Below are 12891 nucleotides of genomic sequence, written 5' to 3'. Positions count from 1 at the left end.
GCAATGATGAAAAAAACCTTAGGTAAAGATAGTATACGTTCCATTAGGTCAACTAAGGGTCGGTTTTTGTCACTCTTTTTATTGATGGCATTAGGGTCATTTGCCTTAGTTGGTATAAAAGTTTCGGGACCTAACCTTGAAAAAACAGCACAGAAATACATAAAGGAGCATCGCATAATGGATGTCTCCATAAAAGCTAGTCATGGTTTTTCAAAAGATGATATTGAAGAACTGCATTCAATACCAGATAGTAAGGTTGAATTGAGTCACCAAGTTGATGCAAATTTTGAAAAGGATGCTATAGCTATTCGCTTACAATCCCCAACTAAACAGCTATCGCTCAGTGATGTTAAAAAGGGGAAATTACCCCAAACAAGTCAAGAGATTGCTTTATCAAGTTGGTTTCAAAATAAGTATAAACTTGGAGACATAGTTAGAATTGGTGGGGATCAAAAAAAGCTTCTTAAAAATGACACTTATCGCCTTGTAGGTTTTTATGACAATCCAGAGATTTGGTCACGTAAAAATTTAGGTATATCACAGTCTGGTGACGGTAACCTAGAGATATATGGATTACTTGATTCAAGTGCCTTCTTGGGGAAAAAAAACTTAGCTAGAATCAGCTACAATGATTTGGAACAGCTTAATGCGTTTACGAGTCAATATGACAGGCAATTGCAAACAAAGGAAAGAAATTTAGAAAAGGTTTTTCAAGATAACAGTAATAATCAATTAAAGCAAATTCAAGAAAAGGCTTTGTCACAACTTTCTATCAATGAAGAAAAATTAGTAAAAGCTCAAGACGAGATCAGAAATAAAGAAAAAGCGTTACATTTATTGAGCGGTGAGTCTTTAAAACTAGCACAAACCCAACTAACTATTGAAAAGAAAAAACTTGAAATAGAAGCTCAAAAATTAAAACAAAGCAAAACTGATATTTTAGCACTGCCAAAGCCTATTTATCTTATTTCTAATCGACAAACCCTACCAGGAGGAGAAGGGTATCAAGTTTATCATTCTTCGACACTATCAATTGCAAATGTGGGAAATATTTTTCCTGTCGTACTCTATCTCGTTGCAGCCTTGGTTACTTTTACAACAATGACACGCTTTGTTGATGAAGAACGAACCAACTCAGGTTTATTGCTAGCAATTGGCTACGACAAAAAAGATGTCTTTAAAAAGTTTCTCTATTATGGATTTCTTTCAGGTGCTTTTGGTACCCTTCTTGGCGTTTTTGGAGGGACTTACGTTTTATCAGCTATGATCGTTAAGATTTGTACCAACAATTTGATTCTAGAAAATATCGCTCCTCGTTTTTATTGGTCTTATACCGGTATGGCATTTCTTCTAGCTACTTTATCTTCCTTATTGCCAGTATATCTGGTTGTCAAAAAAGAACTTAAACAAGCCCCTGCTCAGCTATTATTACCTAAACCACCAGGTAACGGATCAAAAGTCTTCTTAGAAAAATTCCCATTTATTTGGAAAAAGCTAAATTTCACGCAAAAAGTAACAGTGCGTAATATTTTTAGATACAAGCTACGGATGTTGATGACAATTGTTGGAGTAGCCGGGTCGGTAGCTCTGCTATTTTCTGGTTTAGGGATACAATCCTCTTTATCTAAAGTTAGTGACAAACAATTTAATCATTTAACACCCTATGACATCTTAATGGTCACTAAAGCAAATACAAACAACATGAATAATATTTCTAAATTAGTGACAAGTGAGTCAATGTCATCCTACAAAAAAGTGATGTATGCGAATTTAGATCTAGTCATTAAGGGCCAATCAACTAATCAAAAAGTTAGTATTATTAGTAGTCCAGAAAAGACTTTGAAACCGCATCTCATTCTTGAAGATAACCTGACAAAAAACAATCTAACCATCCCCAAAAAAGGGATCTTGATTTCCTCGAAGTTAGCCTCATTTTATCATGTTAAATCAGGTCAATCTGTGATATTGACAGACAAGGATAACAGAAAAAGAAAAGTAACCATTGCACATGTTATTGATATGCGGGTTGGCCATTACATAATAATGTCACAAGATTATTACCTTGAAAAATTCAAATCTCTTGAAAATAGACCAGCTTATTTCGTAAAATTAAAGAGTAATTCACCAAAAAACATCAAAAAGGTCTCACAAGAATTATTAGCTAGTCCAGAGGTATTAAGTTTATCTAAAAATCTGATGATTGTTGATTATGTCAGATCAATTGTTAGCTCTTTAAATCACGTTATGGGGTTACTAATTGTTTTATCAGTGGTATTATCATTAGTGATTTTATATAATCTGACAACTATTAATATTTCAGAACGCATCAGAGAATTATCGACCATCAAAGTATTAGGTTTTTTTGATAAAGAAGTCACATTCTATATTTTTAGAGAGACCATTTTACTTTCCAGTGTTGGAGTTGGATTAGGATTGATTCTTGGGTATTATATCCATCGTTCGCTAATGTCCTTAATGGGAGCTTCCCAGATGAATTTTGGTTGGGAGGTTGATTATTATGTTTATTTAGTACCAATTTTAGCAATTTTGCTGTTGATAATGCTACTAGGTTTTGTTGTCCACTATCATTTAAAAAAATTAGATATGTTAGAGGCACTGAAATCAGTTGATTAAACGAAATGAGTCTGTCCCAGACTCATTTTTCTTGAAATTTTTGATAAAAAGTGATAGTATTTAAATACCAAAAAATGATAGAAAGATACTATATATGGAGAGTATAATAAATGCCTATTTAAATGATGGCAGAGAGAAAAAAACACTTGGAGAAGCTGTTGATTGTTTTAAAGGAAAAGCTATTTCCGGTAAAATTGAAAAAGGAGCCTATGGCTTGATTAATCTGTCTGATATGGGTAAAGATGGTATTAATTATAATCAATTACGGACCTTTGAAATGGATCGTCGTCAACTGTTACGTTATTTCTTGGAGGACGGAGATGTGTTAATTGCATCCAAAGGGACAGTTAAAAAGGTTTGTATTTTTCATAAACAAGACAGAGAGATTGTAGCTTCTTCAAATATAACAGTCCTTAGACCAAATCATACCTTTCGAGGTTACTATATTAAGTTCTTTTTGGATTCTCCAATCGGCCAAGCCTTATTAGATAAGGCTGATCATGGCAAGGATGTTATTAATCTATCAACTAAGGATTTACTGGAGATTTCATTGCCAGTTATCCCTCTGGTTAGGCAAGATTATTTGATTTCTAATTATTTACGGGGATTAAATGATTACCACAGAAAACTCAATCGAGCCCAACAAGAGTGGCAACATATTCAAAATGACATTGAAAAATCACTATCTTAAAGGAGTTTAAATGAATATTACAGAACGTACCCTTAAGATGGTGATGGCTACTGTTTTATCAATTATAATTGCAGACCATCTCCATTTAGAATTTGCAAGTTCAGCAGGTATCATTGCTTTGCTGAGTATATTGGATACTAAGAAATCAAGTATAAAAGTGGCTGTTAGACGCTTTCTTTCATTTTTCTTAGCATTTCTCATTGCAGTTATTATTTTTAAGGTGCTGGGGTATCATTTAATAGCTTTCTCAGTTTATCTGTTTCTGACGATTCCGTTACTTTATGCCTATAAACTAGAGTCGGGTTTAGTACCAATCACAGTATTAGTCAGTCATTTATGGGCACATCAATCGACGTCTTTGAGTATATTAAGTAATGAATTGTTACTTTTTATAATAGGAACTGGTATTGCTCTTTTATTTAACAGTTATATGGGATCTAACCAACGTCAAATAGTGATTTACCATCAGAAAATAGAAGGACAGATGAAGACTATATTGTTTGAGATGGAAAAAAAATTACTTGGCAAGTCAGACGCTCCCATTATGGTGGCTATAGAAGGTTTGGATGCTGATTTGGACCAAGCCTTAAAACTGGTTTACCGTGACAGTCATAATCAGTTGTTTCACTCGACCAACTATGAAGTACATTATTTTGAAATGCGTAAACATCAAAAAAAACTATTAACTCAAATGTTTTCGACAATTTCTAAATTATCTGTTACTACCAGACAGAGTGTCCTGTTGGCCCATCTCATTCATGAAACGGCAAGTCAATTAAGTCAAGGAAATCCTGCACTAACTTTAATTGACGACATTGAACAATTATTGGCTATTTATCGGCAAGAAGATTTGCCAAAGACGCGGTTAGAATTTGAAAATAGAGCCTTGCTTTTCCAGTTGTTAAATGATTTGGAATCGTTTATCCTATCAAAAACAAATTTTTATCAGTCCTACAAAGTGATTGATATTGACAAGGCATAACTACAAAAGGTTAGAAAGACTTTTTCTAGCCTTTTTTGCTATAATAGTATCCATGAATACCAGTGATTGGAGAAATCATGAAAGAAATTAAGTGCCCAAAATGTCATACCATCTTCACGATTGATGAATCTGAATATAGTCTTTTATTATCCCAAGTAAGGGGTGAAGAATTTGACCGTGAAATTCAACAACGTTTACAAAATGAATTAGCTCTCCATGAAGAGAAAGCAAAAAGTCATTTGCAAAAAAAACTGTCAGAAAAAGACCGCTCAATTCAAGACTTAACCAATCAGTTAAGTCAATTGGAGAAAGATCAGGTTAGAAGTAAACAAGAAGCACTCGTAGCAAAAGAGAGAGAAATAACGGACTTACAAAATCAATTACAACAAATTGAAAATGAACAAGTGATTTTAAAACAAGAAGCACTAGCACAAAAAGACAAAAAGATTTATGAGTTAGAAAGTCAATTGGAAAAACTCAAATCACAAAATGCTTTGGAACTAGCCAAGTCCTTAACAGAAAAAGAAAAAGCATTGTCTCAGTTACAAAACCAACTCGAGAAAACGGAACTGGAAAATCAAAGTAAGTTACAAACTGCCATGACGGCTATTGAAAAAGAGCGTGACGCCCTTCAAAATCAAATTCTTCTTCAGGAGAAAGAAAGCCAGTTATCACTTGCTTCTTTAAAAAGGGACTATGATGCGCAACTAAAAGCTGCCAATGAACAAGTTGATTTCTATAAGAACTTTAAAGCACAGCAATCAACCAAAGCCATTGGTGAAAGTTTAGAGCTTTATGCTGAAACAGAGTTTAATAAAGTTAGATCTTACGCATTTCCAAATGCCTACTTTGCTAAGGATAATGAGTTATCAAGTCGTGGCTCTAAGGGAGATTATATCTTCAAGGAAGAGGTTGGTGGCATAGAAATTTTATCCATCATGTTTGAAATGAAAAATGAAGCTGATGCGACAAAAACAAAACATAAAAATAGTGACTTTTTGAAAGAGCTCGATAAAGATCGCAATGAAAAAGGGTGTGAGTATGCTGTACTTGTAACCATGCTAGAAGCTGATAATGATTACTATAATACAGGTATCGTTGACGTTAGTCATGAATACCCAAAGATGTATATTGTTCGACCTCAATTCTTTATTCAGTTGATTGGACTATTGCGTAACGCTGCAATGAATGCACTAACTTACAAACAGGAGCTTGCTTTAGTTCGGGAGCAAAATATAGATATCACTCATTTTGAAGAAGATTTGGATCTTTTTAAAAATGCTTTTGCAAAAAATTACCAATCCGCAAGCAATAACTTTAAAAAAGCAATAGATGAAATTGACAAGTCGATTAAACGAATGGAAGAAGTAAAACGCTTTTTAACAACTAGTGAGAATCAACTACGCTTGGCAAATAATAAATTAGACGATGTCTCAGTAAAAAAATTAACACATCAAAATCCAACGATGCGTGACAAATTTAAGGCTTTAAAAGAGTGACAATTTAGGATTGGGTCAAGTTCATTTAGTGTGCATTACGGCATAAAACAAGTATAATAACGATTGATAATAAATTCAGATAATGAAAGAAAAATATGAAAAGTGGATTAATTAATGTAAAAAAAGAGGCTGGAATGACCTCTCATGATGTTGTTTTCAAACTAAGACGTATCTTACAAGAAAAGAAAATTGGACATGGTGGAACGCTTGATCCAGATGTTGTTGGTGTTCTACCAATTGCAGTTGGAAAAGCTACACGTGTCATTGAATATATGACGGATTCAGGCAAAATCTATGAAGGGCAAGTTACTTTAGGGTTTTCAACAACAACGGAAGATGCAAGCGGTGATGTCATTGACCAATTACCGGTTAGCGCTGACTTAACCGAAGAAAAAATTGATGCATGTATGGCAACTTTTCTAGGTGACATCACCCAAATTCCACCAATGTATTCAGCAGTAAAGGTAAATGGCCGTAAGCTATATGAGTATGCTAGGGCTGGACAAAGTGTGGAACGACCGCAACGTCAGGTTACTATTTATCAATTTGAGCGAACAAGTCCATTACTTTTTGAAGAAGGTTTATGCCGATTTACCTTCAAAGTAGCCTGTAGTAAAGGAACATACGTTAGAACCTTAGCTGTTAATTTAGGTGAAAAACTTGGTTATCCAAGCCACATGTCACAGTTAATACGCACTGCTTCAGCTGGATTAACCCTAGATGAAGCATTAAATTTGTCTGAAATTGAAAATCTAGTCAAGCAAGATGATTGGTCGTTCATCCTTCCAATCAGTTATGGCGTATCAGATTTACCTAAATTAATGATTAGCGAGAGCGAAAAAGAGGAATTATCTTTCGGGAGACGCATTAGTCTTCCAAGCCAAGAAAATTTGGTTGCTGCTTTTTTTAATGACCAACTTGTTGCTGTTCTTGAAAAAAGAGAAGATGGATACAAGCCAAGAAAAGTATTGCTATAAAATCAATAGAAAAAGGGAATTATGAAAATCCAACAAATCAAATCACACGAAGATATTTTAGAAAATGAAAAGACGGTTCTAGTTTTAGGCTATTTTGATGGCTTACATCGTGGACATAAATCATTATTTGATAAAGCAAAAGACTTAGCTGAAAAAGAGGACTTGAAAATTGCGACCTTAACCTTTAATGAATCACCCAAATTAGCTTTTGCTAAATATAGCCCAGAATTATTGTTGCATATTACCTATCCTGAAAAAAGATATCAAAAATTTTCAGAGTATGGGGTTGATCACCTCTACTTAATTGACTTCACAACAGCTTTTTCAAAAGTGTCTTCTGATGACTTTATCAAAAATTATATCGGTCAACTCAATGCTAAATATATTATAGTTGGTTTTGATTACAAGTTTGGTCACAATAGGACAAATAGTGATTATTTACAACGTAACTTCGATGGAAAAGTATTTACTATAGATGAACTTTCATATGAAGGAAGAAAGGTATCTTCTACCTGGATTAGGGAAGCCATCAAATCTGGTCAAGTAGCTCTAGCAAATCAACTACTTGGTTTTGAAGTTTCAACACGTGGTATGGTTGTACATGGGGATGCGCGTGGCAGAACCTTAGGATTCCCGACAGCTAATCTAGCACCAATTGATCGAACCTATCTTCCTGCTGATGGCGTATACGTCACAGATGTACTAGTCAAGGAGCAAAAATATCGTTCCATGACAAGTATTGGAAAAAATATTACTTTTGGTGGCGATGAGTTGCGTTTAGAAGTTAATATTTTTGATTTTGATGGGGACATCTATGGGGAATCCATAGAGATCATCTGGTTAGATAAAATTAGAGACATGACAAAATTTGAAGGGATTGAAGATTTAATTGATCAATTAAATAATGATAAAGAGATTGCATTAAATTGGAAAAAAGATAGCAAAATTGTCTAAAGTTTTGTATAATGAGGTAAGTAGAAAAATTAGAGGAAAAGTATGGTTACCTTATTTTTATCACCAAGTTGTACCTCGTGTCGCAAAGCAAGGGCATGGCTATTAAAACATGAAGTTCATTTTCAAGAACATAATATTATTACAAGTCCATTAACGAGAGATGAACTACTATCAATATTATCATTTTCGGAAAATGGAACAGAAGATATTATTTCGACACGTTCTAAAGTATTTCAAAAATTAAATATAGATGTAGAAGAATTATCAATTTCTGACTTAATTGATTTAATTGCAGTAAATCCTAGCCTCTTAAGACGTCCGATTATAATGGATAGTAAAAGAATGCAAATTGGTTTCAACGAGGATGAAATCCGAGCATTTTTACCTAGAGATTACCGTAAACAAGAATTACGTCAAGCCACAATTAAAGCAGAAATCGAGGGATGACATGTCAACAAATTATAATTATCCACTTGATATAAACTGGAGCACTGACGAAATCACATCAGTGCTTCATTTTTTAAATCAAGTTGAACTAGCCTACGAAGCTAAAGTCAATGCAAAAGAGTTATTACAAGCATATGCTAACTTTAAAGTAGTTGTTCCTAGTCAAGCACAAGAAAAGAAAATTGATAGAGAATTTGAAAAGAGTAGTGGTTACTCTTCATATAAAGTTGTAAAAAAAGCTAAAGAAATTGAGAAAGGATATTTTTCACTTGATAAATAAATATGAATTTGCAAAATCCTTAATTAAAGACGCTGCTGAATTTATTAAGGAAAAAATGTCTAGTCAATTAGATATCCAAGTAAAAAGTAACCATGATGATTTAGTAACAAATGTTGATCGAGAAACTCAAGATTTTATCATTTCACAAATCAAGCAACACTACCCAAAAGATAACATTTTAGCTGAAGAAAATGATGTTCGTCACCCAATCGGTGATGGTTCAGTATGGGTTATTGATCCTCTTGATGGTACAGTAAATTTCATTGTACAGGGTGAAAATTTTGCAATTATGATTGCCTATTTTGAAGAAGGCAAAGGCCAATTCGCCCTAATTTATGACCTGATGAAAGATCAGCTTTTATCAGGTGGTGGGCAATTTGATGTTTTTTTGAATGATAAAATCGTCACGCCTTATGAGACGAAGCCCTTATCAGAGTCACTTATCATTTGCAACTCAGGAATGTACTTAGAAAATTATTGTGGTTTGAAGGATTTAATTCGTCACTCACTAGGTGTTAGGATTTATGGAGGTGCGGGTGTTTCCATAATTAAGGTCATTCGCCAACAGGTTTTTGGTTATTTTTCAGATATCCAACCGTGGGACTATGCAGCAGCGATAGTTCTAGGTGAAAAGCTTGGCTACACACTTCTAACAATTGATGGTTTAAAACCTGATTTTTCAACACGTCAAAAAGTTATGTTTGTGCCAAAATCAGAACTTTCTGTTTTAGAAAAGTATATCAAATAAGTAACATCAGCTCATTTATATTTTAGGTGTCAGAACGTCAGATTTTGCTTATTTTTTTCTTAATTTTCAGGCAAAAGTTCTTCCTTTGACATTCTAGATATGTTACTATAATGATTGAGTTGAAAAAATCAACCTCCCTAATATTTTATGAATAGGAAATAAATCAATGAATATTAAAAAGAAATTCTTTTTGTTTACTCTGTTAACGTTATCAACGGTATTTTTAACAGCTTGTTCTAGTTGGATTCAAAAAGGTGAATCCATTACAGCCGTCGGTTCGACGGCCTTACAACCCTTAGTAGAAGCTGCTGCAGATGAATTTGCAAGTACTCATCTTGGAAAAACAATTAATGTCCAAGGTGGTGGATCTGGTACTGGACTTTCTCAAATTCAATCACAATCAATACAGATAGGGAACAGTGATTTATTTGCAGAAGAAAAAGATGGTATTGATGCATCAAAACTGACTGATCACCAAGTAGCAGTAGCTGGATTGGCCATTATTACTAATAAAAAAGTTAAAGTATCAAACCTTACAACTGATCAATTACGTCGAATTTTCTCTGGAGAGTATACTAATTGGAAACAAGTTGGAGGACAAGATTTAGAGATTTCTGTGATTAACAGAGCTGCAAGTTCAGGGTCTCGAGCAACTTTTGATAAAGTTATTATGGGCGATGTTCCTGCAAAACAAAGTCAGGAACAGGATTCAAATGGTATGGTTAAATCAATTGTTTCACAAACCCCTGGTGCCATTTCATATTTAGCATTCTCTTATGTTGATAAAAGTGTTAAAGCTCCTAACTTAAATGGGTTTTCACCTAATGCAGAACATGTCAAAACAAATGATTGGCCAATTTGGTCTTACGAGCATATGTACACTTATGGAAAACCTGATGGGTTAACTGAAGAATTTCTTAAATTTATGACTTCTGATGAAGTTCAAAAGAAAGTTGTTGCTCATATGGGTTATATCCCGATGACTGAGATGAAAGTTGTTAAATCTCATGACGGAAAAGTTTCAAAAAAATAGTAGGAGAATTATGAAAGATCAGGAATTAGCTAAAAAATTAGTTTCACCATCTAAAAATTCACGATTAGAGAAATTTGGTAAAACGTTAACATTTTTGTGTTTAGCTTTAATTGTTTTTATTGTTGCAATGATTTTAATTTTTGTTGCTCAAAAAGGATTATCTACATTTTTTGTTGATAAAGTAAATATTTTTGATTTCTTATTTGGAAGAGAATGGCAACCAAGTTTGAAAGATAAAAGTGGTATGCCTTATCTAGGGGCTCTTCCAATGATTACAGGATCATTTGTGGTTACCATTTTATCTGCAATTATTGCAACGCCATTTGCAATCGGTGCAGCGGTATTTATGACTGAAATTTCACCTAAATACGGTGCAAAATTATTGCAACCAGCAGTTGAGTTACTTGTAGGTATTCCATCTGTTGTTTATGGTTTTATTGGTTTGCAAATTATCGTTCCTTTCGTTCGTAATCTTTTTGGCGGAACAGGTTTTGGAATTTTATCTGGGGTCTGTGTGCTTTTTGTTATGATACTACCAACAGTAACTTTTATGACTGTAGATAGTTTAAAGGCAGTTCCAAGGCATTACCGTGAAGCTAGTATGGCTATGGGTGCAACACGTTGGCAAACAATTTGGAGAGTCGTACTGAATGCTGCAAGACCAGGTATTTTTACAGCAGTCATTTTCGGTATGGCAAGAGCATTTGGTGAAGCACTAGCGATTCAAATGGTTGTTGGTAATTCAGCTGTCATGCCGACATCGCTTGTAACACCTGCTGCAACATTAACTTCTGTCCTAACAATGGGAATTGGAAATACGGTTATGGGTACTGTCCAAAACAATGTCCTTTGGTCACTTGCATTAGTTCTATTATTAATGAGTTTAGCATTTAACTCAATTGTTAAATTAATTACGAAAGAGAGAAAGAGAAATTATGAACGCTAAAAAGATTGATAAATTAGCAACTGGTACCTTATATACCATTGCTGGAATCATTGTAGCTATTCTAGCTTCTTTAATTCTTTATATTCTTCTCCGTGGTTTGCCACATGTTTCTTGGTCATTTTTAACTGGTCGTTCTTCTTCATATGAAGCAGGTGGTGGTATTGGAATTCAATTATATAATTCCTTTTTCCTATTAGTAGTGACTTTGATTATTTCAATCCCATTATCTACAGGTGCTGGTATTTATTTAGCTGAGTATGCTACAAAAGGGCCACTAACTAATTTTATTCGTACTTGTATTGAAATTCTTTCATCACTTCCTTCAGTTGTTGTTGGTTTGTTTGGTTATTTGATTTTTGTTGTTCAGTTTCAATACGGATTTTCGATTATTTCTGGTGCCTTAGCACTGACTGTATTTAACCTTCCACAAATGACTCGTAATGTTGAAGATAGTCTATTACACGTTCATCATACACAACGTGAAGCTGGTCTGGCACTTGGTTTATCACGTTGGGAAACTGTTTTCCACGTTGTTATTCCGGAAGCACTTCCTGGGATTGTTACAGGGATTGTTTTAGCATCAGGTCGTATCTTTGGTGAAGCTGCTGCACTTATTTATACAGCAGGACAATCTGCTCCAGCTTTAGATTGGTCAAATTGGAATCCATTAAGTGTTACAAGCCCAATCTCAATTTTCCGCCAGTCAGAAACATTAGCTGTTCACATTTGGAAAGTAAATAGTGAAGGAACTATCCCAGATGGAACTTTGGTATCAGCTGGTAGTGCAGCGGTATTATTAATCTTTATCTTAATTTTTAACTTATCAGCTCGCTTCCTCGGTAAGAGACTTCATTCACGAATGACAGCAGCTAAATAGGTTCAAGGAGAAATAATGACAGAATATAATTGGAATGAACGCCATATCATGACCTTCCCCGAAGAAAAAATTGCTTTGTCTACTAAAGATTTACATGTTTATTATGCAGGTAAAGAAGCAATCAAAGGGATCGATATGCAATTTGAAAAAAATAGAATTACAGCATTGATTGGTCCTTCTGGATGTGGAAAATCGACTTATCTTAGAAGTTTAAATCGAATGAATGATACTATCGATATTGCTAAAGTTACAGGTGAAATTAATTACCAAGGTATCAATGTCAATAGTCCAGAAATGAATGTTTTTGAAGTTAGAAAGCATATTGGGATGGTTTTCCAAAGACCAAATCCATTTGCAAAGTCCATCTATAGAAACATTACTTTTGCTCATGAACGAGCTGGTATAAAAGATAAACAAGTGTTAGATGAAATTGTTGAAACTTCTCTGAAGCAAGCTGCACTTTGGGACCAAGTTAAAGATGATTTACATAAATCAGCTTTCACCTTATCAGGTGGTCAACAACAAAGGCTTTGTATTGCTAGAGCTATATCTGTTAAACCAGATATTTTGTTAATGGATGAACCTGCCTCAGCTTTAGATCCAATTGCTACTATGCAATTGGAAGAAACAATGTTTGAATTGAAGAAAAATTATACTATTATTATTGTTACTCATAATATGCAACAAGCTGCTCGTGCCAGTGATTACACAGCGTTTTTCTATTTGGGTGACCTTATTGAATATGATAAAACACGTAATATTTTCCAAAATGCCAAATGTCAATCAACAAATGACTATGTATCTGGACACTTTGGTTAGAAAG

Annotated in this window: 13 protein-coding genes; all 13 read left to right on the top strand. The window is 34.1% G+C overall.

What is annotated here, in order from left to right:
* The first annotated feature begins 6 nt into the window (after positions 1-6).
* Entirely contained in the window at positions 7-2634 is a 2628-nt protein-coding gene (locus ACVRZD_RS00820; RefSeq protein WP_447450173.1) for an FtsX-like permease family protein, read from the top strand.
* A 94-nt stretch (positions 2635-2728) separates the two neighbouring features.
* On the top strand, positions 2729-3325 hold the full coding sequence (locus ACVRZD_RS00815) for a restriction endonuclease subunit S domain-containing protein (protein ID WP_037624643.1): 597 nt from the start codon (positions 2729-2731) through the stop codon (positions 3323-3325).
* Positions 3326-3335: 10 nt separating this feature from the next.
* Positions 3336-4307, top strand: coding sequence for an aromatic acid exporter family protein (locus tag ACVRZD_RS00810; RefSeq protein WP_447450172.1), 972 nt, complete (start codon positions 3336-3338; stop codon positions 4305-4307).
* A gap of 77 nt (positions 4308-4384) precedes the next feature.
* On the top strand, positions 4385-5806 hold the full coding sequence (locus tag ACVRZD_RS00805) for a DUF2130 domain-containing protein (RefSeq protein ID WP_447450171.1): 1422 nt from the start codon (positions 4385-4387) through the stop codon (positions 5804-5806).
* A 95-nt stretch (positions 5807-5901) separates the two neighbouring features.
* A complete protein-coding gene (gene truB / locus ACVRZD_RS00800) occupies positions 5902-6783 on the top strand; it encodes a tRNA pseudouridine(55) synthase TruB (protein WP_037624641.1) in 882 nt (293 codons plus the stop codon).
* A 21-nt stretch (positions 6784-6804) separates the two neighbouring features.
* On the top strand, positions 6805-7737 hold the full coding sequence (locus tag ACVRZD_RS00795; RefSeq protein WP_037624639.1) for a bifunctional riboflavin kinase/FAD synthetase: 933 nt from the start codon (positions 6805-6807) through the stop codon (positions 7735-7737).
* A gap of 42 nt (positions 7738-7779) precedes the next feature.
* The gene (locus ACVRZD_RS00790; protein ID WP_037624637.1) at positions 7780-8184 is read left to right on the top strand and encodes a Spx/MgsR family RNA polymerase-binding regulatory protein; all 405 of its coding nucleotides are present in this window, start codon (positions 7780-7782) and stop codon (positions 8182-8184) included.
* A 1-nt stretch (position 8185) separates the two neighbouring features.
* Entirely contained in the window at positions 8186-8464 is a 279-nt protein-coding gene (locus tag ACVRZD_RS00785; RefSeq protein WP_037624635.1) for a UPF0223 family protein, read from the top strand.
* On the top strand, positions 8454-9212 hold the full coding sequence (locus ACVRZD_RS00780; protein WP_447450170.1) for an inositol monophosphatase family protein: 759 nt from the start codon (positions 8454-8456) through the stop codon (positions 9210-9212). The genes ACVRZD_RS00785 and ACVRZD_RS00780 overlap by 11 nt, the downstream gene beginning before the upstream one ends.
* 166 nt (positions 9213-9378) lie before the next feature.
* A complete protein-coding gene (locus tag ACVRZD_RS00775; protein WP_447450169.1) occupies positions 9379-10245 on the top strand; it encodes a phosphate ABC transporter substrate-binding protein PstS family protein in 867 nt (288 codons plus the stop codon).
* A 10-nt stretch (positions 10246-10255) separates the two neighbouring features.
* Entirely contained in the window at positions 10256-11191 is a 936-nt protein-coding gene (gene pstC / locus ACVRZD_RS00770) for a phosphate ABC transporter permease subunit PstC (RefSeq protein ID WP_037624633.1), read from the top strand.
* Positions 11181-12068 carry a phosphate ABC transporter permease PstA gene (gene pstA, locus ACVRZD_RS00765; RefSeq protein WP_037624630.1) on the top strand — a complete coding sequence of 296 codons (888 nt, stop codon included), beginning with the start codon at positions 11181-11183 and terminating at the stop codon, positions 12066-12068. Before pstC ends, pstA begins: the two co-directional genes overlap by 11 nt.
* Before the next feature lie 15 nt (positions 12069-12083).
* Positions 12084-12887 (top strand): phosphate ABC transporter ATP-binding protein PstB, encoded by an 804-nt coding sequence (gene pstB / locus ACVRZD_RS00760; RefSeq protein WP_037624628.1) that lies wholly within the window; start codon positions 12084-12086, stop codon positions 12885-12887.
* The last annotated feature ends 4 nt before the right edge of the window (positions 12888-12891 follow it).

This window comes from Streptococcus hongkongensis, from assembly GCF_053206145.1.
The sequence above is the reverse complement of the archived record's forward strand: the minus strand, read 5'-3'. Positions and strand labels throughout refer to the sequence as shown.